General features: G+C 38.6%; 21 protein-coding genes and 1 riboswitch. Of the genes, 19 read left to right on the top strand and 2 right to left on the bottom strand.

The annotated features are described in order from the left end of the window. Nucleotides 1–21 precede the first annotated feature (21 nt). The 7 genes from dnaK to deoC all read left to right on the top strand — a co-directional run bounded on the left by dnaK (nucleotide 22) and on the right by deoC (nucleotide 7,985). Nucleotides 22–1,863 carry a molecular chaperone DnaK gene (dnaK, locus tag GJU32_RS09235; protein ID WP_155591658.1) on the top strand — a complete coding sequence of 614 codons (1,842 nt, stop codon included), beginning with the start codon at nucleotides 22–24 and terminating at the stop codon, nucleotides 1,861–1,863. Nucleotides 1,864–2,090: 227 nt separating this feature from the next. Beyond that, nucleotides 2,091–3,209 (top strand): molecular chaperone DnaJ, encoded by a 1,119-nt coding sequence (gene dnaJ, locus GJU32_RS09230; RefSeq protein WP_155591657.1) that lies wholly within the window; start codon nucleotides 2,091–2,093, stop codon nucleotides 3,207–3,209. A gap of 21 nt (nucleotides 3,210–3,230) precedes the next feature. Next, nucleotides 3,231–4,172, top strand: coding sequence for a 50S ribosomal protein L11 methyltransferase (gene prmA, locus GJU32_RS09225; RefSeq protein ID WP_155591656.1), 942 nt, complete (start codon nucleotides 3,231–3,233; stop codon nucleotides 4,170–4,172). Nucleotides 4,173–4,253: 81 nt separating this feature from the next. After that, nucleotides 4,254–4,991, top strand: coding sequence for a 16S rRNA (uracil(1498)-N(3))-methyltransferase (locus GJU32_RS09220; RefSeq protein WP_155591655.1), 738 nt, complete (start codon nucleotides 4,254–4,256; stop codon nucleotides 4,989–4,991). A gap of 15 nt (nucleotides 4,992–5,006) precedes the next feature. After that, a complete protein-coding gene (gene mtaB / locus GJU32_RS09215; RefSeq protein WP_155591654.1) occupies nucleotides 5,007–6,341 on the top strand; it encodes a tRNA (N(6)-L-threonylcarbamoyladenosine(37)-C(2))-methylthiotransferase MtaB in 1,335 nt (444 codons plus the stop codon). 106 nt (nucleotides 6,342–6,447) lie between these two features. Continuing rightward, entirely contained in the window at nucleotides 6,448–7,209 is a 762-nt protein-coding gene (locus tag GJU32_RS09210; protein WP_155591653.1) for a hypothetical protein, read from the top strand. A gap of 104 nt (nucleotides 7,210–7,313) precedes the next feature. Continuing rightward, nucleotides 7,314–7,985: a deoxyribose-phosphate aldolase gene (gene deoC / locus GJU32_RS09205; RefSeq protein ID WP_155591652.1), complete on the top strand. Its 672-nt coding sequence runs from the start codon at nucleotides 7,314–7,316 to the stop codon at nucleotides 7,983–7,985. A 201-nt stretch (nucleotides 7,986–8,186) separates the two neighbouring features. Here the strand turns inward: deoC and GJU32_RS09200 are convergent, their stop codons facing one another. Further along, nucleotides 8,187–8,843, bottom strand: coding sequence for a potassium channel family protein (locus tag GJU32_RS09200; RefSeq protein WP_155591651.1), 657 nt, complete (start codon nucleotides 8,841–8,843; stop codon nucleotides 8,187–8,189). 27 nt (nucleotides 8,844–8,870) lie between these two features. Beyond that, complete coding sequence (locus GJU32_RS09195) at nucleotides 8,871–10,208, bottom strand: TrkH family potassium uptake protein (RefSeq protein ID WP_155591650.1); 1,338 nt, start codon at nucleotides 10,206–10,208, stop codon at nucleotides 8,871–8,873. 101 nt (nucleotides 10,209–10,309) lie between these two features. Further along, nucleotides 10,310–10,448, bottom strand: a riboswitch (cyclic di-AMP (ydaO/yuaA leader). Between the two features lie 250 nt (nucleotides 10,449–10,698). On the opposite strand from GJU32_RS09195, the gene rpsU reads away from it, so the two are divergent. The 12 genes from rpsU (at nucleotide 10,699) to era (ending at nucleotide 21,129) form a co-directional block, all read left to right on the top strand. Beyond that, nucleotides 10,699–10,872 carry a 30S ribosomal protein S21 gene (rpsU, locus tag GJU32_RS09190; protein WP_004227078.1) on the top strand — a complete coding sequence of 58 codons (174 nt, stop codon included), beginning with the start codon at nucleotides 10,699–10,701 and terminating at the stop codon, nucleotides 10,870–10,872. A 301-nt stretch (nucleotides 10,873–11,173) separates the two neighbouring features. Continuing rightward, nucleotides 11,174–12,502 carry an NfeD family protein gene (locus GJU32_RS09185; RefSeq protein ID WP_155591649.1) on the top strand — a complete coding sequence of 443 codons (1,329 nt, stop codon included), beginning with the start codon at nucleotides 11,174–11,176 and terminating at the stop codon, nucleotides 12,500–12,502. 3 nt (nucleotides 12,503–12,505) lie between these two features. Further along, nucleotides 12,506–13,510: a flotillin-like protein FloA gene (gene floA / locus GJU32_RS09180; RefSeq protein ID WP_155591648.1), complete on the top strand. Its 1,005-nt coding sequence runs from the start codon at nucleotides 12,506–12,508 to the stop codon at nucleotides 13,508–13,510. Nucleotides 13,511–13,535: 25 nt separating this feature from the next. After that, nucleotides 13,536–14,015: a hypothetical protein gene (locus tag GJU32_RS09175; protein ID WP_155591647.1), complete on the top strand. Its 480-nt coding sequence runs from the start codon at nucleotides 13,536–13,538 to the stop codon at nucleotides 14,013–14,015. Nucleotides 14,016–14,069: 54 nt separating this feature from the next. Beyond that, a complete protein-coding gene (locus GJU32_RS09170; RefSeq protein ID WP_155591646.1) occupies nucleotides 14,070–14,318 on the top strand; it encodes a hypothetical protein in 249 nt (82 codons plus the stop codon). Between the two features lies 1 nt (nucleotide 14,319). Further along, nucleotides 14,320–15,432: a sporulation protein YqfD gene (locus GJU32_RS09165; RefSeq protein ID WP_155591645.1), complete on the top strand. Its 1,113-nt coding sequence runs from the start codon at nucleotides 14,320–14,322 to the stop codon at nucleotides 15,430–15,432. Nucleotides 15,433–15,434: 2 nt separating this feature from the next. Next, complete coding sequence (locus GJU32_RS09160) at nucleotides 15,435–16,391, top strand: PhoH family protein (RefSeq protein WP_155591644.1); 957 nt, start codon at nucleotides 15,435–15,437, stop codon at nucleotides 16,389–16,391. A 409-nt stretch (nucleotides 16,392–16,800) separates the two neighbouring features. Next, nucleotides 16,801–18,921 (top strand): HD family phosphohydrolase, encoded by a 2,121-nt coding sequence (locus tag GJU32_RS09155; protein ID WP_155591643.1) that lies wholly within the window; start codon nucleotides 16,801–16,803, stop codon nucleotides 18,919–18,921. An 8-nt stretch (nucleotides 18,922–18,929) separates the two neighbouring features. Further along, nucleotides 18,930–19,403, top strand: a complete 474-nt coding sequence (ybeY, locus tag GJU32_RS09150) for an rRNA maturation RNase YbeY (RefSeq protein ID WP_155591642.1) — start codon at nucleotides 18,930–18,932, stop codon at nucleotides 19,401–19,403. Then, nucleotides 19,404–19,754 (top strand): diacylglycerol kinase family protein, encoded by a 351-nt coding sequence (locus tag GJU32_RS09145; protein ID WP_155591641.1) that lies wholly within the window; start codon nucleotides 19,404–19,406, stop codon nucleotides 19,752–19,754. Between the two features lie 57 nt (nucleotides 19,755–19,811). Continuing rightward, nucleotides 19,812–20,225: a cytidine deaminase gene (locus tag GJU32_RS09140; RefSeq protein WP_155591640.1), complete on the top strand. Its 414-nt coding sequence runs from the start codon at nucleotides 19,812–19,814 to the stop codon at nucleotides 20,223–20,225. Then, the gene (era, locus tag GJU32_RS09135; protein ID WP_155591639.1) at nucleotides 20,212–21,129 is read left to right on the top strand and encodes a GTPase Era; all 918 of its coding nucleotides are present in this window, start codon (nucleotides 20,212–20,214) and stop codon (nucleotides 21,127–21,129) included. Before GJU32_RS09140 ends, era begins: the two co-directional genes overlap by 14 nt. Nucleotides 21,130–21,179 lie beyond the last annotated feature (50 nt).

Below are 21,179 nucleotides of genomic sequence, written 5' to 3'. Positions count from 1 at the left end.
AAATAATAGGAGGAAATTTTAATGAGCAAAATTATTGGTATTGACTTAGGAACAACAAACTCTTGCGTTTCTGTACTTGAAGGTGGAGAACCAAAAGTAATTCCAAACCCAGAAGGTAACCGTACGACACCATCTGTAGTGGCATTTAAAAATGGTGAACGTCAAGTTGGTGAAGTGGCGAAACGTCAATCAGTAACAAACCCTAACACAATCATCTCTATTAAATCAAAAATAGGTACAGCTGAGAAAGTAACTGTGGAAGATAAAGAATACACGCCACAAGAAGTATCTGCTATGATTCTTCAATACTTAAAAGGCTATGCAGAAGATTACTTAGGGGAAAAAGTAACAAAAGCAGTTATTACAGTTCCTGCATACTTCAATGATGCTCAACGCCAAGCGACAAAAGATGCTGGTAAAATCGCAGGCCTTGAAGTAGAGCGTATCATCAACGAACCAACTGCTGCTGCACTTGCTTATGGTTTAGACAAACAAGACCAAGACCAAAAAGTATTAGTATTTGACCTTGGTGGTGGTACGTTTGACGTATCTATCCTTGAGTTAGGTGACGGTGTCTTTGAAGTATTAGCTACAGCTGGTGATAACAAACTAGGTGGGGATGATTTCGATGACGCAGTTATCGAATATCTAGTAGCTGAATTCAAAAAAGAAAACGGTATTGATTTATCAAAAGATAAAATGGCGATGCAACGTTTAAAAGATGCAGCTGAAAAAGCGAAAAAAGATTTATCTGGTGTAACATCAACACAAATCTCTTTACCATTCATTACAGCTGGTGAAGCAGGTCCTTTACACTTAGAAATTTCTTTAACTCGTGCAAAATTCGACGAAATTACATTATCATTAGTAAATCGTACAGTTGGACCAGTACGTCAAGCATTATCTGATGCAGGTCTTTCAACGTCTGAAATCGACCAAGTTATTTTAGTTGGTGGTTCTACACGTATTCCAGCAGTACAAGAAGCAGTACGTAAAGAAACTGGTAAAGAGCCTCACCGTGGTGTAAACCCTGACGAAGTAGTAGCTATGGGTGCTGCTGTACAAGGTGGCGTATTAACAGGTGATGTAAAAGACGTTGTATTACTTGACGTAACACCACTTTCACTTGGTATCGAAACAATGGGTGGCGTGTTCACAAAATTAATTGACCGTAACACAACAATTCCTACTTCAAAATCACAAGTATTCTCTACAGCAGCTGATAACCAACCAGCAGTAGATATTCATGTTCTACAAGGTGAGCGTTCAATGGCAGCTGACAATAAAACATTAGGTCGCTTCCAATTAGCAGATATTCCACCAGCACCACGTGGTGTACCTCAAATCGAAGTAACATTCGATATTGATAAAAACGGTATCGTATCTGTAAAAGCGAAAGACCTTGGTACAAACAAAGAGCAAACAATTGTGATTCAATCTGATTCTGGTTTATCAGAGGAAGAAATTGAACGTATGGTAAAAGACGCAGAGTCTAATGCTGAAGCGGATGCTAAACGTAAAGAAGAAGCAGATCTTCGCAACGAAGCAGACCAATTAGTATTCCAAGTGGATAAAACGATTGCTGACTTAGGTGAGCAAATTACAGAAGACGAGAAAAAAACTGTTGAAGATGCTCGTGATGAATTGAAAAAAGCGCTTGAAGCAGGTGAATTAGAAGGCATTAAAGCAGCAAAAGAAAAATTAGAAGGCGTATTACAACCATTAGTGATGAAAGTTTATGAACAAGCGGCAGCAGCTGCTCAAGCAGCTCAAGGTGGCGATGCAGGTGCAGACGCTGGAGCTGATAAAAAAGATGATGGTGTTGTAGACGCTGAATTCGAAGAAGTAAAAGACGATAAATAAGAATTAACACAGTTTAGTGAAAAAGCCAAAGACCGCTTGCGGCTTTGGCTTTTGTCATGATGTAAGGTCACTTCACGTAAAAAGGCACCGTTTGTGGAATGGATGCATACGTTAGCTGCTAGGAAGTGAAAACCTCAATTTTATGAAATGATTAATCGAAAAAATGAAGCAGTTTTATCAACTGCATGTTACAATAGATTTTATGCAAACAGAGCGGAGTGTGAATCATGGAGAAACGCGATTATTACGAGGTGCTTGGTTTAACAAAATCGGCAACGAAAGATGAGATTAAAAAAGCATACCGTAAATTATCAAAACAATATCACCCTGACATTAATAAAGAGCCGGGTTCAGATGAAAAATTCAAAGAAATCGCAGAAGCATATGAAGTATTAAGTGACGACCAGAAAAAAGCACGTTATGACCAATTCGGTCATGAAGATCCAAATGCAGGCTTTGGTGGTGGTTTTGGAGGCGGTGGCTTTGGCGGCTTCGAGGATATTTTCAGCTCATTTTTTGGCGGTGGTGGACGTCGTCAAGATCCAAATGCGCCACGCAAAGGTGATGATCTGCAATATCGCATGAATATCAAATTTGAGGAAGCTATTTTTGGGAAAGAGACAGAAATTGAAATTCCTAAAGATGAAACTTGTGATACGTGTCATGGCTCAGGAGCGAAACCAGGTACGCAACCTGAAACATGTTCGACATGTAAAGGTGCTGGACAAATCAATCAGGCAGTGGATACACCATTTGGTCGTATGATGAACCGACGTGCATGTTCGACATGTCATGGTACAGGTAAGATCATCCAAGAAAAATGTTCAACTTGTCGTGGAGAAGGAAAAGTTCAAAAACGCAAGAAAATTAAAGTGACAATTCCAGCAGGTGTTGATGATGGACAACAAATTCGTGTATCTGGTCAAGGTGAACCAGGTATAAACGGTGGGCCTGCAGGGGATTTATATATTATGTTCCGTGTTCAAGGTCACAATGATTTTGAACGTGATGGGGATGATATTTACTATGAACTGAGACTAACATTCCCACAAGCGGCGCTTGGCGATGAAATTGAAGTACCAACCGTTCACGGTAAAGTTAAGCTTCGTATCCCAGCCGGGACACAGTCAGGTGCTCAATTCCGTCTAAAGGATAAAGGTGTTAAAAATGTTCATGGTTATGGTATGGGTAATCAGTATGTAACGGTGAAAGTCATGACACCAGAAAAATTAACTGAAAGACAAAAGCAATTATTACGAGAGTTTGCCGAAATTAGTGGAGATATCCCTGAAGAACAAGGTAGTTCACTATTCGATAAAATTAAGAAAAAATTTCAAGGTGAATAATTAGAGGAGCTGAAGAGCTACGTGAAGTGGTCAGAATTATCCATTCATACAAAAAATGAAGCGGTAGAAGCAATTTCGAATATTTTGCATGAAGCAGGTGCAAGTGGTGTTGTCATTGAAGATTCCGCAGAATTTGCGAAGCCACGTGAAGATCAATATGGTGAAATTTATGCACTAAATGAAGATGATTTTCCGAAAGATGGCGTTATTGTTAAAGCTTATTTATCGGAGTCTAGCTTTTTAAATGAAACAGTCGAAGAAATTAAAGCAGCCATTACAAATCTAACGAATTTTAACATTGATATTGGTGAAAATGTCGTATCCATTGTTGAAGTCAATGAGGAAGATTGGGCAACTGCCTGGAAGCAATACTACCATCCTGTCAAGATTTCCGAACGCTTTACGATTGTTCCGACATGGGAGGACTATACACCCGTCTCAACAGATGAATTGATTATCGAATTAGATCCTGGTATGGCATTCGGTACAGGTACACACCCAACTACTGTAATGTGTTTACAAGGACTTGAAAAGGTCATCAAAGAAGGAGATACGGTTGTCGATATAGGCACAGGCTCAGGTGTATTGTCTATTGGTGCAGCATTACTCGGTGCCAAAAATGTGCATGCTCTCGATTTAGATGAGGTAGCTGTTCGTTCAGCACAAGAAAATGTTGCATTAAATAAAGTGGAAGACAAAGTAGCTGTATTCCATGGCAACTTATTGGATACTGTAAAAGAACCAGCGGATGTGGTTGTAGCTAATATTTTGGCAGAAATCATTATGTCTTTCACTGACGACGCGTATACAATTGTGAAACCAGGTGGATTATATGTCACTTCAGGCATCATTGGGGCGAAACGCGATGATGTTAAAGCAGCACTGGAAGCTTCAGGCTTTGTGATTGAAGAAGTATTATTAATGGAAGATTGGGTAGCTATCATTGCCCGTCGTCCACTATAACTTGACTGAGGAAGCGCCAAGTCGTGAGCCGTGTGCTTGTGATTTGGCGTTTTCTATTCCTACAAGAAAGGACTGTGTAACTTGCAACGTTATTTTATTGAAACAGCCATAGAAAATGCACGTATTAGTGGAGAAGATGCACGGCATATTGAGCGAGTGATGCGCATGAAGCAGGGCGACAAAATCGTTGTTGTTGCACAAAACACCGCTCATATTTGCACAATTGAAGCATTTGAAGGTGATGAGGTAGTGATTGAGGCAACAGGACAAACCATCCCTTCACCAGAGCTACCTATTCAAGTAACGGTAGCTTGTGGCTTGCCCAAGGGTGATAAGCTTGAGCTGATAACACAAAAAGCGACAGAGCTTGGAATGTTTGCCTTACTGCCATTTGAAGCTGAGCGTTCTATTGTAAAATGGGACAAGAAAAAAGGGGCGAAAAAGCAAGAGAGATTACAAAAAATTGCCAAAGAGGCAGCCGAACAAGCCCATCGCACACATATTCCTAAAATTTATGAGCCAGTTACATGTAAACAGTTGTTACAACAAATAGATCATTTCGATGCCGTTTTTATTGCAGATGAAGAGGATGCAAAGGCAGAAAAACGCACAAGGTTTGCGGAGAAGCTAAAAAACGTGTATGATAAGAAGTCGAAATCAATGCTTATTATCTTTGGTCCAGAGGGGGGCATTTCTCGTCAAGAGTCAGAGGCTCTGCTACAAGCAGGCGCTCAAACGATGTCATTAGGACCAAGAATTTTACGAGCAGAAACAGCGCCACTCTATGCGCTATCTGCCATATCCTATGAATTTGAATGAAAGAGGTGTTCAGCCTTGTCAAAAGTGGCTTTTCACACACTTGGCTGTAAAGTAAATCATTACGAAACAGAAGCAATCTGGCAACTGTTCAAGGAAGAAGGCTATGATCGTACAGAATTTGATCATCAAGCAGACGTTTATGTCATTAATACTTGTACAGTTACCAATACTGGAGATAAGAAATCACGTCAGGTGATTCGTCGTGCAATTCGTCAAAATCCTGATGCAGTTATTTGTGTAACGGGATGCTATGCACAGACATCCCCTGCGGAAATTATGGCGATTCCTGGAGTTGATATTGTTGTAGGCACGCAGGATCGTACAAAATTACTTGGTTTTATCGATGAATATCGTACAGAGCGTCAACCAATTAATGCTGTACGTAATATAATGAAAAATCGTGTATATGAAGAATTAGATGTACCCGCATTTACAGACCGTACACGTGCTTCATTAAAAATACAAGAAGGCTGTAACAACTTCTGTACATTTTGTATTATTCCATGGGCACGAGGCTTAATGCGTTCTCGTGATCCACAAGAAGTATTACATCAAGCACAGCAACTAGTAGACGCTGGTTATCTTGAAATAGTATTAACAGGTATTCATACAGGTGGTTATGGACAAGACTTAAAAGATTATAATCTTGCCCAGTTACTACGCGATTTAGAGGCTAATGTAAAAGGCTTAAAACGTCTTCGTATTTCGTCCATTGAGGCAAGTCAATTGACGGATGAAGTCATTGAAGTACTACGTGAATCGAAAATTGTCGTTAACCATTTACACATTCCGATTCAATCTGGTTCTGATACGGTGTTAAAACGTATGCGTCGTAAATATACAATGGAATTTTTCGGTGAACGTTTAACGAAATTACATGAAGCATTACCTGATTTAGCTGTAACATCTGACGTCATTGTTGGCTTCCCAGGTGAGACAGAGGAAGAGTTTATGGAAACATACAACTTTATTCGTGATCATAAATTCTCGGAGCTACATGTTTTCCCATTCTCTCCACGCACAGGCACACCAGCTGCACGTATGGAGGATCAAATTGATGAAGACATTAAAAACGAGCGCGTACATCGACTTATCTCTTTAAACGATCAACTGGCAAAAGAATATGCCTCTCGTTTTGAAGATCGAGTATTAGAAGTGATCCCTGAAGAATTTGTCCAAGATGGCAGTGAAGAGGAAGGTCTTCTAACGGGCTATACAGATAATTACTTAAAAATAGTGTTTGAAGGTCCAGAAAGTCTGATTGGACAGCTTGTAAAGGTAAAAATAACGCAAGCAGGTTATCCACATTCACAAGGACAATTTGTACGAGTTTTAGAAACAGTTAATTAATATGAAAAAGGGTTGCCTGCTTTTGTAGGCAACCTTTTTTGTTGGATGATAGTTCCAATTTCAATGTTATAATAATGAGACAAAAAAAGTCAGAAGGTGACAGAGTATGAAGCAAATTTTTGCCTATGAAACTAGAGAGGAAATGGAACAGAACATACCAGCTATTGATCAACTTACTGAACGATTAAAGGAGTACAAGAAAATATTGGAAGAAAACTATGGATTAACGGAACTTCCAAAAGCTATTATATGGACATCAAAAGAAATAGCTACCAATATTTTTTCAAGTATTTCAATCCCTGCTTACACAAACAAAGATGTTATTTACATGAGTCCAAATGTAAATGAATGGCGCCAATTTTATTTAAAACAATTGGATGGTAAACAAAATAAAAGGGTAGAACAATATTACAGGTCAATTGATATTGAGCACATTTCATGTATTTTAGCGCATGAATTAACCCATCACTCAGATTTATTTATAGATGAGTTTGGAGATGAAAGAAATGATAGTATTTGGTTTGAAGAAGGTATGTGTGAATATTTATCTAAAAAGTTACTATTGTCTCCCAAACAATTCAATGAAGAGCTTGAGATAGAGCGTGAGATGATCAACCTGTATAAAAAACAATATGGTAACTACTCACTAGATGATTTTGGTGCAGCGAGTTACTTAGAAAAGAGTTTAACTGCCGTTATGTTTGATTATTGGCGTAGCTTACAATGCATCTACTATCTAGTTGAAAGGTGTCATAATGGCGACATCCATACCGTTTTTCATCTTTATCACCAGTGGCATAAAGATGGGCGAAAAAAGCCATTAACAGCGTATTTTAATTTAGCTGAGTTTCTAAGAACGTTATCATAGCATTTCATAAATGTTTATCGAAGAAAGAAATTAGACGCCAACGTGAAAAAATGGTATGATTCGAAGAGGTACGTACATCTTGCTTGGAGAAGGAGCGTTTAACAATGGAACAAAATTTTGCGCGTATGATTGATCATACATTATTAAAGGCTGAAACAACAAAGGAACAAATTGAAAAACTATGTGCTGAAGCAAAACAATTTAACTTTGCTTCTGTTTGTGTAAATCCAACATGGGTGAAGCGCAGTAGCGAGTTATTACAAGGTTCAGACGTTTTAGTTTGTACGGTTATTGGTTTCCCACTTGGTGCTAACACGCCAGCATTGAAAGCATTTGAAGTAAAAGATGCGATTGCTAACGGTGCACAAGAAGTAGATATGGTTATTAATATCGGTGCCTTAAAAGATAAAAACTATGAACTTGTACAAGCAGATATTGCGGCAGTAGTGGAAGCAGCTAAAGGTAGCGCACTTGTCAAAGTCATTATTGAAGCATGCTTATTAACAGACGAAGAAAAAGTGAAAGCATGTGAGTTGGCTGTGGCAGCAGGTGCTGACTATGTGAAAACATCTACTGGTTTTTCTACTGGTGGGGCAACAGCAGAAGATATTTCCCTTATGCGTAAAACAGTAGGTCCTGAGCTTGGTGTAAAAGCTTCAGGTGGCGTTCGTAGCTTAGAGGACATGAAAAAAATGGTTGAAGCTGGTGCCACTCGTATTGGAGCAAGCTCTGGCGTTGCTATTATGAATGGTTTAATTGCTGATTCTAATTATTAAATATTGACTTAACTTTAGAAGCCATCCGCTCAAGCAATGATTTGCATGAGCGGATGGCTTCTTTATGTCGAATCAGAATAAAAATGTGAATACAGAAAGGAGGATGCTACGTTTACACAATATAAGTATTGAAAGCCTATTAGTGGATTCGACCCCTGTAATCGATTTATAATAGACTGAAGTTTTTATACCTTTTTGTTGTTATTGTAAATTTGAAAATAAATTAAGATCTTTTCGGTGACCAATCATCACTAATAAATCTTCCTTTTCAATATTCTGCTCAGGAGAAGGAGAAATAATAATTTCACCTTCACGTACAATGGCAATCACACTGACGTTATATTTTGCACGCAAATCTAAATCTCGAAGATTATGCCCAGCCATATTGCTAGGAATCATAATTTCTTCAATACTATATTCCTTAGATAATTCGATATAATTCAGCATATTTGGGGACAGTAGCTGATTTGCCACACGCTCTCCCATATCTCGCTCAGGATAAATTATCCAATCAGCACCTACTTTATCTAACACTTGCCCATGTCTTTTACCTAGTGCCTTAGCAATAACTTTTTTAATACCTAGCTCTTTTAATAAGGATACAGTTAAAATACTAGACTGCATATCGTTACCTATGGCCACGATGACACAATCAAAATTACCAATACCTAATGAAGTTAATGCTTTTTCTTCTGTTGTGTCAGCTACCACTGCATGGGTCACATAGGGCTCTGCATCCTCCACTCTCTCTTCATTAATGTCAATTCCCAATATTTCCTGTCCAGCTTCATGCAATCTGCGAGCGACACTTGTTCCAAATCTTCCTAAACCTATTACAGCATATTGTTTGATAGCCATGGTGTATAGCACACTCCTTTAATTTGGTTACCCAATCATTATATTTCCTTTTGGATGGCGGAAAGCCTCTTTTTTTCGTCGTTTTGTTATGGCAAAAGCAATGGTTAGTGGCCCAACTCTTCCTGCGAACATTGTTAAAATAATGAGAAGACGACCAGCAGATGATAGCTCTGGAGTCAGTCCCATCGAAAGACCGACAGTCCCAAATGCAGAAGTAGCCTCAAATAAATACATCATGAAGCTATGATGTTGTTCCGTAATGCTAAGAAGAATCGTCACGACAACAACGATCATTCCCCCACACATTGTAACCGTCAACGCTTTTAAAATGGTTTCATTGACCATTCTACGTTTAAATAGAACGACATCTTCTTTCCCTCTGATTTGTGACCACATTGTAGCAACTAATACAGCGAAGGTCGTTATTTTAATACCACCAGCAGTAGAACCAGATCCAGCTCCAATAAACATTAAGAGAATGATCAAAAATAATGTGGAATGTGTTAAGTCACCAATAGCAAGTGTATTGGAACCAGCTGTTCTTGGTGTAACAGCTTGGTAAAGAGAACCTAACACTTTACCCCATTCTGATAATGGGCCGAGTGTTTTATGATTGCCATATTCAAACATAAATATCAAAATCGTGGCACTAACAGTTAATAATAATGTTGTGGCTAAGACAATTTTTGTATGAACGGAAAGCCGTTTTGTCACTCGATATTCATACAATTCATTCATCACAATAAATCCTAGGCCACCCAATGTAATGAGAGCACAAATTGTGAAAACAACAAATGGGTCATCTACATAGGCTGTCATTCCGTTAAAGCCACCCATTAAATCAAAGCCTGCATTGTTGAAATTGGAAATGGCATGAAAAAACCCAAAATAAATGGCTTTTCCCATAGGCATATCAAAGGAAAAACGAATCGACAAGATTAGACCACCGATTATTTCAATAAATGCTGTAAAGAGCAATATTCTCTTCACTAATTTCACAAGACCAGCAATGGAGATATTATTGAATGCTTCTTTTAACAACAATCTCTCTTTTAAAGAAATTTTCTTTCCAAGAAGTAAAAATAAAAATGTTGCAAACGTCATAAATCCTAAACCGCCAATTTGGATTAATGATAAAATGACTACTTCTCCAAAAACAGTAAATGTATCACCTGTATCGACAACAATTAACCCTGTCACACAAGTTGCTGACGTAGCGGTGAATAATGCATCTAAAAACGATAGTCCCTTCCCGTCTTCCGTGGCAAGAGGCATCGTTAAAAGAAATGTCCCGATTACAATAATTAGTGCAAAACCAAGTACGAGAATTTTGGGAGGATTTAATGTGTTTCTAATTGTGTTCATTTTGTTCTCCTCTATGTAGATAATAAATGGCATAATAAAAAGACCTACTTTACAAGCATACAATGGCATAGAAAATATGCTTAACATGGTGGTCTATTTATGACCTCCTTCGCTTTAGCCGACGAAGTTAGCTGACGGGTAGGATGGCGAAAGAGATTCTCATCCTTTCTGCAATTGCAGAATTAACCCCAAAAATTGGGTCCTCCGTTCTCAACGTTTGAGATTTGGCCGATATAAAATTGGATGTGATTATTCTACGCCCATATTCTATTTTTTGTAAACCCCTTAATTAATAGGAAAATGTAATTGTTTTAGTGTGAGCTAATTGTGCTTAAATAATTCAATTAAAATAAAACCAAAAATTCACTTGATAATTTCGCACACTTTCTATTGACCATTATTAGACAATACGATATAATTTTTTAGTACACAACAGAAGGTAATTTGCCTAATTGTGTATTGACGTGTGTTCGGAGGGAGGGAAAGAGAGATGTCAAAAACTGTCGTTCGCAAAAACGAATCGCTTGAAGATGCTCTTCGCCGCTTCAAACGTACTGTATCAAAAAGTGGTACAATTCAAGAAGTTAGAAAGCGCGAGTTCTACGAAAAACCTAGCGTTAAACGTAAAAAGAAATCAGAAGCTGCACGTAAACGTAAGTGGTAATTTAATTTCCCATTAAAAATCCCTACGTTCATAACACGCAATTGTATGATTCACTGAGCAGACAAAATTATACCTGAAATTAATCACATTATGGATTAATTTCAGGTATTTTACATTGCTCACACTTACGTACATATGAAAAAGCCGAATGGTATCTTTGATTCATTCGGCTTTTTTGCACATACTAATAGTCGGTAATGAGATTGACCATGAAATCTTAAAAAATTATAAGATTTGTGAAACTTTTCGCATGATCGTCCGTATATACAAGGGAGAAGCATGTTAGAAGGGAGGGAAAAAGGTGCGAAAACGGAGAATCCTCAGCTATTTACTAGTAATATGGATGACTTTTTTGTTAGCGTTTCCATTAACTTCGGCGTTTGCAAGCAGTAAGGTCTATCATGTTCCTATTCAAAATGAAGTAGAACGAGGACTTCATGCATTTTTAGAACGAGCTTTTAAAGAGGCTGAAGAAAACAATGCAGAGGCGATTATCTTAGATATACATACGCCTGGCGGTTTCGTGAATGCTGCAAGTGATATCGCCATGCTTATGGATGCGACGAATATACGTACGATTGCTTATATTAATAAGGATGCGCATTCAGCAGGTGCTTTTTTAGCCTTACATGCGGATGAAATCTACATGGTGCCAAATGGAACAATCGGTGCAGCAGCAGTCATTGATTCGGCAGGTAATGCAGCTGATTTAAAAGCTAATAGTGCCTGGCTTGCTCAAATGAAGGCAGCGGCAGAAACATCAGGTCGTGACCCTAAGTATGCATTGGCAATGGCTGATACCAATTATGAACTACCTGAATACCGTGCAGGTGGAAAGAACCTGTTAACCTTATCAGCATCAGAGGCATTTAAGGTTCACTATTCTGAAGGGACAGTTAATAATTTTCAGGAGCTATTAAAGCTAACAAACCTAAATGGTAGTGATGTTGTTCCAATCGAACCAACTTTTTCTGAAAAATTAGCTCGTTTCATTACGAATCCAATCATTGTACCCATTTTATTGTCCATAGCAAGTCTAGGGCTTGTCATGGAGCTATATTCGCCAGGATTTGGCGTTCCAGGTATAATGGGGTTATCAGCACTTGGTTTATTTTTCTTTGGACATATGGTTGCAGGTTTTGCTGGTTATGAAACATTATTGTTATTTATTATTGGTCTAGCCCTTGTAATTGCAGAGTTTTTTGTCCCCGGTGGGATTGTTGGTATTTTAGGTGGCTTATTAATAGTACTAAGTCTGATACTGGCAGGTGCGAATATGATGCAAATGATAATAGCAATTCTCATTGCGCTTGTAATAGCGATTATAGGAATGGTGATTCTGATGAAATTTTTCGGAAAAAAACTGCATGTCTTAAACAGGCTTGTGTTGATGGATGCAACTTCTACAGAAGAAGGGTATGTGTCCAATGTTAATCGTACAGAACTGTTAGGAAAAGTGGGGAAAACGCTTACACCACTACGTCCGTCAGGTACAATGGTATTTGGTAGTGAACGCATTGATGTTGTTTCAGAAGGTGGCTATATTGATGTGAATCGACATGTAGAAATTATTAAAGTTGAAGGCTCACGCATTGTTGTGAGACAAACAGATAAAGAGATGGAGGAATAGGAAATGGGTTTTGATTTAGCTTTAATTGGTCCTATAGCTGGACTGGTTATTTTATTCATTGTTCTCGCGGTATTCTTTACCTTTGTACCAGTAGCACTGTGGATTTCTGCACTTGCTGCAGGCGTTCGTGTTAGTATTTTCACATTAATTGGGATGCGTTTACGTCGTGTAATTCCTTCTCGAATTGTTAATCCGTTAATTAAAGCACATAAAGCAGGTTTACCTGTTACGATTAACCAATTAGAGAGTCACTACTTAGCAGGTGGTAATGTAGACCGCGTTGTCAATGCATTAATAGCGGCTCACCGTGCTAATATTGAGCTTTCGTTTGAACGTTGTGCTGCGATTGATTTAGCTGGGCGAGATGTATTAGAAGCGGTTCAAATGTCTGTTAATCCAAAAGTAATTGAAACACCGTTTATTTCAGGTGTAGCGATGAACGGGATTGAGGTTAAAGCAAAGGCACGTATTACGGTACGTGCAAATATCGAACGTTTAGTCGGTGGTGCTGGTGAAGAAACAGTTATTGCCCGTGTAGGTGAAGGGATCGTTTCTACAATCGGTTCGGCTGTTCACCATACAGAAGTATTAGAAAATCCTGATATGATTTCACAAACAGTATTATCAAAAGGCCTGGATTCAGGAACAGCCTTTGAAATCTTATCCATCGATATTGCCGACGTAGATATCGGTAAAAACATTGGTGCAGAATTACAAATTGAACAAGCGCAAGCCGATAAAAACATTGCTCAAGCAAAAGCTGAGGAACGCCGTGCGATGGCTGTTGCGAATGAGCAGGAAATGATTGCTCGTGTTCAAGAAATGAAAGCGAAAGTAGTAGAAGCAGAGGCAGAAGTACCACAAGCAATGGCTGAAGCGTTACGTTCTGGTAATCTTGGGATTATGGATTACATGAATTATCGTAACATTCAAGCTGATACTGCTATGCGCGACTCGATTTCAAAAGTAGGCACTGATAAGTCTGAAAAAAATGAACCAAATGCCTAAAAACGGAAAGGAGCAGAACTAACATATGGAACAATTAATTATCTTTGTCATAATTGCCATAGTCAGCTCTATTTTCGGAAAATCAAAAAATAAAAAGCCACAGAAGCAAATGCCTCCTTTTAATAAAGATACAGCGGTAGAGCCCCCAGTAATGGAGGGAACAACGCCGAATCGTACAGGAAGAGCGCAAAGTTTTGAAGATTTTGCACGAGAGTTTATAGGTGATTGGATTCCTGAAAATGAGAAAGTCGAAGAGTCTAAAAAGTTTATCGAAGAACAGGTAAAGAAGGAAATACCGAGCTATATTGCTCCGCCAGTCATTCCAGCTGATGTTTCTAGCCGTTCTTCTAATCGAGAAAGTAGAGGACGTCTAGCTGCTGGGAAAAAAGAAGTGGAAACAGTCGCCACTACATCGACTTTTCAACTACCTCAATCAAAAAATGATCTCATGCAAGCAATCGTAGTGGCTGAAATATTAGGACCACCGAAAACAAAAAGAAAATAACTAGCATGTCCTCCTTTTTCGATGCATATATTGCCGAAGAAGGAGGCATTTTTTATGAAAAAATTATTTCAATTAACGCCACTACTTGAATTGTTAGAATATGAATCATTAAAAATAATCGGACCCTATCGTTTTATCCATGCAGATGCTACGACATGTTCCTTTGCTTATGCAGATTATCATATTACTGTATGTGCAGATTCAGTGAAGATAAACGCTCTTAAAGAAGAGATGCTTCATCTCACTGTTGATAATTTACAGGAGCTTCATATGAAAAAGATAAAGAATATGGGTGTGAGCTAAGATGTGGAATAATCGGCCAATTGTTATACGTATAAAGCGCCATGAAAATGTTCATCCTTTTATTCAAGCATTGCACGCTCAACAAATTCCGTTAAAGCGTGTTGTCTTTCGTGAGCAAGAAGTTTCTTTTGAAACGACTATGCATTATTTATCAAAAATTCGCCGTATTCGTCGCCGTTTTCACTTAAAAATGGCTGTTTTTTATGGAGATGAACAGCAAGTTTTTCGAGCACAGCTTTGGACTTTACTTGGATTAGCTTTAATGGTCGTCATCCCCATCATATGTGCTCAAGTAATTTGGCGAGTGGACATTGAAGCAGCGACGCCGGAGTTAGAAGAACGGCTCGGTAAGACATTTCAAGATACTTTTCAATTAGAAACACCACTCTCTAAAAAAAAATTACCTTCTAATACCATCATCAGACAAAAGCTATTAGAGCAGCACCGAGAGCTCTCATGGGTGCATATTGATAAACATGGCGGACGAGTGATACTGAGACCACAGGAGTCGCCAAAACAAACGGAGCAATCAAATGAAAAATTAGCTTCGCATCTAGTGGCTACAAAAAGCGGAGTCATTACCCACTTTAATATACAAAATGGTGAACGGAAAATTTCAGTAAACGATACGGCCTATGAAGGGGATGTCCTTGTCAGTGGCGTTATTGAAAGTGGTACTGATCAAGTCTTTGTTGGAGCAAAAGGAGAGGTCTTTGCGGATTATTGGCTTGAATGTTCGTTTAAAATTCCAACAAAAATTACGATGGAAACAGTGCAGCAAAAGCAATGGCGAGTATTGGTAAAGGGTATTCATCAAGAAAAAGTGGATTATGTACAAAAGAAAGATTTATCGAATTGGTTAGACCCCTATGTTTCAATTGTGGAGGAACAGCAGACGAAAACCATGCAAGTAGAGCTTGATGAATCGAAAATAGAGTCATTACTTATCCCTCTACTACACGAGAAAGTATTACGTTCGTTACCTGCAAAATCTATTATAAAAAAAGAAAACCTTTTACAGGTAAAGTGGGGGAATGGTACAGTTGAAGGGAAAGTTCTATTTCTAGTCAATGAAAACATTGCAAGTCCAATACAAGGCCTACAAGGAGAATGATTATGTCAGAACAGTTAACTGTATTACAAGTGGATAATCCAAACGAAGCGGTTATGCTACTTGGTATTTCAGATGCAAATATGAAATTAGTTGAAGAGGCACTAAATGTTCATATCATTACACGTGGGGAACAAATTCAACTTGCAGGTGAGGAAAATGCTAAGGAACAGGCAACATTTCTTCTGCATGCATTATTGAAGGTCATTCGTAAAGGAATTAATATTGATCAACGTGATGTCTCAACAGCTATTGAAATGACACAAAAAGGAACAATTGAATATTTTGCAGAACTTTATGATGAAGAAATAGCACGCACGACGAAAGGCAAGCCGATTCGTGCAAAAACAATTGGTCAACGAGAATACATACAAGCAATCCGTCATAAAGACGTTGTTTTTGGTATTGGTCCAGCCGGTACTGGAAAAACGTATTTAGCGGTAGTCATGGCAACACAAGCACTTAAAAATGGGCAAGTTAAACGTATAATTTTAACCCGTCCTGCTGTCGAAGCAGGAGAATCTCTAGGATTCCTTCCAGGTGATTTGAAGGAAAAGGTTGATCCTTACTTAAGACCTCTCTACGACGCTTTAAATGATATTTACGGGACAGAACAGACGCAACGACTGATTGAACGCGGAACAATTGAAATCGCTCCATTAGCCTATATGCGTGGTCGTACACTAGATGATGCCTTTGTTATTTTAGATGAAGCTCAAAATACAACTCATCAACAAATGAAAATGTTTTTAACGCGTCTAGGCTTTGGTTCTAAAATGGTCATTACTGGTGATAAAACGCAAATCGATTTACCTAAAAATACGGAATCCGGCTTGATTGTAGCGGAACGTACATTAAAATATGTGAAATCTATACATTTCCAAGTGTTAGAACAAGGCGATGTCGTAAGGCACCCAATAGTAGCCAAAATCATCCAAGCCTACGAAGAACAGCAACTTTAGAATTGCGAAGCAATTCTAAAGTCTGCCCCGAAAGCGAAGCGGCAGGGGCAACGGGTTTAAAGAAGTCTGCCCCGAAAGCGAAGCGGCAGGGGCAACGAGGTTTTAAAATTCTGCCCCGAAAGCGAAGCGATAGGGGCAACGGGTTTAAAAAAGTCTGCGCCGAAAGCGAAGCGACAGGGGCAACGAGGTTTTAAAATTCTGCCCCGAAAGCAAAGCGGCAGGGGCAACGGGTTTAAGGAAGTCTGCCCCGAAAGCAAAGCATAGTTTTAAGTTTAAAAATTAACCGAAATATGTAAAACAATGTGACAGCTATGCAAAATTGTATAGCTGTTTTTTGCTTTCTTATACATTTTTCGAGAAAAATGTATGTTGAATTGGTATGATAGAAGGTAGATAGAGGAGGTGCCAGATGGAGAAACAACTTCGGAAATTTACAGAGCTTATCGGTTTTCGCTACTTTATTATCATCATTCTCATTTTAACAGGCGGCCTGCAATTTGCGTTTATGTATGGCAATGTTAAAGGAGTTACATATGATTTCAAACCATTACAGCTTGCGCCTGAAACCGTACGATCTACTAAAACAATCGAAGACACTTATAAGACACAGCAAGAGCGGGAAAAAGCCGCCAATGCAGTGGATTCGGTCTATCAATTTTCGGAGGATGTCGCCAAGCAAAGAGCAGCGATCGTCACATCGTTATTTGATTATGTCCTTGAAGTGAAAGCGGAAGTTGCAAACAGTAAGGAACCTATTCCGATTGCCGACCAGGTTGCACAGCTTCGCAAAAAATTTGAATCCATAGACGAGGACCAGATGCCATTAATCTTTACAGATTCGCAGCTAGAAGGTCTATTAGTGCAAAGTGAAGATGATTTAAATAGAACAAGTACACAGTTATCCAAATTTGTAGAGGAATATTTACAAAAATCCATCAGACCCGAAAATGTCTTTGTGGCTCAAAATGATTTTGAGACAAAGATTCGAGGTCAACGTGGGTATCCAGATAAAATATTCAATACAGTCGTTTTAATAGGACGAACGAGTATTATTGAAAACGAAACAATCAACGAAGAACAAACGAAAATTAGAAAAGAGCAGGCGAAGGAAAGTGTAGAGCCTACACGAATTTTACAAGGACAGATCATTGTACAGGAAGGTCAAATTATTGATACTGAAGCATATCGACAATTAGAGCTATTAGGGATGGTTAGTAATAAAGCTTCCTTGAAGCCGATTGCAGGACTTATTATTCTAACGCTACTGCAAATGATATTTATGTATATTTTATTTGAGCGTTGGAACGCGGACGAACGAAAAAAACGAAATGCCCTATTAGTGACAGTAATTGTATATAGTTTGTCTATCCTGCTAATGAAATTTATTAGCTTAGTTTCTGGTGGCTTTGATGTGACAATTGCCTTTCTATTCCCAACTGCATTGGCTACGATGCTTGTGCGATTGTTAGCGGATGATCGCGCTGCTGTTTTGGTTACAGTCATGACTGCTGCTTCAGCTGGTGTTATTTTTCAAGAAGGCTATTCGTCTGTCATGCAAATGGAAATTACGCTTTATATCATCTTTGGAGGATTTGCGAGCCTTTTCTTTTTAGGTAGTGTTGAAAAGCGCTCACATATTTTACATGCAGTTGGCGTGATTTCCCTTGTTAACATGGCTTTTATCGCCTTTTATTTATTAATGACACAATCATCCTATGGTTTACCAGAATTAGTGTTTTACTTTATTGCAGCTATGTTGTCTGCCTTGCTTTCAGGGGCATTAACAATGGGGCTGTTACCATTCTTTGAATCAGCATTTAGCTTATTATCGTCTTTACGTTTAATAGAGTTATCCAATCCAAATCATCCATTGTTAAAAAAATTACTAATGGAAGCACCAGGCACATATCATCATAGTGTGATGGTAGCGAACTTAGCAGAAGCTGCATGTGAAGAAATCGGAGCAGATGGTTTATTAGCGCGTGTTGGATGCTACTATCATGATATAGGTAAAACGAAACGTCCTGCCTTTTTCATTGAAAACCAGATGTCAGGTATTAATCCGCATGATTCATTACCACCCGAAACAAGTGCAGACATTATTATTGCTCATACGACAGACGGAGCCGATATGCTAAAACGCTATAAAATGCCTCAAGAAATTATTGATATCTCTTTACAGCATCATGGAACTAGTTTATTAAAATTTTTCTTGTATAAAGCGAAGGAAGAAGGAAAAAGCATTGATGAGGCAAAATTCCGATATCCTGGTCCAAAACCGCAAACAAAGGAAGCGGCCATAATTAGTGTTGCAGACAGTGTAGAGGCGGCTGTACGTTCAATGAAAGAGCCAAACGCTGAGAAAATTCATAAGCTAGTACGAGCAATCATTGATGATCGAGTACAGGATAATCAGTTTGATGAATGCGATATTTCAATAAAAGAGTTAAAATGTATAGAGAGAGTACTTTGCGAAACGTTGAATGGGATTTTCCACTCACGTATTGAATATCCAAAGGCAGATAAGTAGGAGGATCTATGATTTTAACAATTGATTTTACAGATGAAACAAATGAAGTTTCAGCACAACATACTGAGCTTGTTGAAAAGCTATTACAGCATGCTGCGAGTATAGAAAACATTGAGCCAGAAACAGAGGTTTCTGTGACGTTTGTAACAAACGAGACAATTCAAGACATTAACCGTGAGTATCGTGGCAAGGATCAGCCAACCGATGTGATTTCCTTTGCGCTAGAGGAGCTAGGTGAAGGGGAAATAGAAGTAACTTTTGAAGGAATGCCACGAGTACTAGGCGATATTATTATTTCAACCGATCGTGCAAAAGAGCAGGCTGAAGAATTCAATCATTCCTTCGAGAGAGAACTAGGTTTTTTAGCTGTTCATGGTTTTTTACATTTACTTGGCTATGACCATATGGAGCAAGAAGACGAGAAAGTGATGTTTACAAAGCAAGATGAAATATTACAAACTTTCGGTTTAGGACGAGACTAAATGAATTTGCGCAAATACTTGCGATCTTTTGGCTATGCTTTTGAAGGCATCATAACGGCAAGTAAAGAACAAAATCTTATCTCACATGTATTAAGTGCAATCATTGTCATACTAGCAGGTTATTTCACAGGTTTAACTCGTATGGAATGGTATATTGTGCTACTATTAATAGCACTAATGTTTGCACTGGAAATGATCAATACAGCTATCGAACGGGTTGTCGATTTAGCTTCCCCAGAGATACACCCACTTGCTAAGCAGGCGAAAGATATTGCTGCGGGTGCAGTGCTTGTATTTGCGCTATTCAGTGCTATAATCGGATTACTCATCTTTCTACCAAAATGGTTTTAATGGGAATGAGTGTCTTCAATGAAAATAAACCATAGACGTGAGGGAGAATTAGTATAGATGACAGTGGATATGCAAGCTTTATTAGAAGAATCAAAAAAAGCACGTGAAAAAGCCTATGTTCCTTATTCGAAATTTAAAGTAGGAGCAGCTCTTTTAACGAAAGATGGAGAGGTTATTCACGGCTGTAATATTGAAAATGCAGGCTATAGTATGACGAATTGTGCGGAGCGTACAGCATTTTTTAAGGCAGTGTCAGAGGGCATTTACGAATTCGAAGCCATTGCTATTGTTGCTGATACGGAAGGGCCATGTGCACCATGTGGAGCATGTCGTCAGGTGATGATGGAGTTTTGCGCTCCGACTATGCCCGTTTATTTAACGAATTTAAAAGGTGATGTTACGGTAACGTCAGTGGGCGAATTACTACCGTTTGCATTTACAACGGAGGATTTAGAGAATGCAGGAAACTAACAATGGCTACAAGTCAGGCTTTATCTCCATTATTGGTCGTCCAAACGTTGGCAAATCGACATTTTTAAATCGTGTCATTGGCCAAAAAATTGCGATCATGAGTGATAAGCCGCAAACAACACGAAATAAAGTACAAGGTGTACTGACAACAAATGATAGCCAAATGATTTTTATTGATACACCAGGTATCCACAAACCAAAACATAAACTTGGCGATTTCATGCTAAAGGTTTCTAAAAACACATTGCGTGAAGTGGACGTTATTATGTTCATGGTCAATGCCGAGCAGAAACTGGGTAAAGGCGATGAATTCATTCTAGAAATGTTAGAAGGAAATACGACGCCTGTTTTCCTGGTCATCAATAAAATCGATGCCATTCATCCAGATGAACTCATAGGGATTATTGAGAGCTACAAAGATCGTTATAACTTTGCAGAAATTGTACCGATTTCGGCTCTACAAGGCAATAATGTAGAAAATTTATTAGCGACATTAGGAAAATATTTACCTGAAGGACCACAATATTATCCAGCAGACCAAGTGACAGATCACCCTGAACGATTCATCATTTCAGAGCTTATTCGTGAAAAAGTGTTACATTTAACACGTGAAGAAATTCCTCATTCTATCGCGGTAGTGATTGATAAAATTCGTCGGGATGAAGAAAATAATGATAAAATTCGTGTGGCCGCAACAATTATTGTGGAACGTGATTCACAAAAAGGCATTGTCATCGGTAAACGTGGTGCTTTATTGAAAGAAGTAGGGACACGTGCACGAAAGGATATCGAAATGCTGTTAGGTTCTAAAGTCTATTTAGAGCTTTGGGTAAAGGTACAAAAAGATTGGCGCAATAAATCAACACATTTACGTGATTTCGGATTCCGTGATGATGAATATTAAGATGCATTTAAGTTGATTCAGCAAATGTTTTTTGTACCGAAAGCGAAGTG

Origin of the sequence: Lysinibacillus cavernae (genome assembly GCF_009724685.1) — a bacterium.
Classification (GTDB): domain Bacteria; phylum Bacillota; class Bacilli; order Bacillales_A; family Planococcaceae; genus Lysinibacillus; species Lysinibacillus cavernae.
This window is presented reverse-complemented; position numbering and strand designations above follow the sequence as displayed.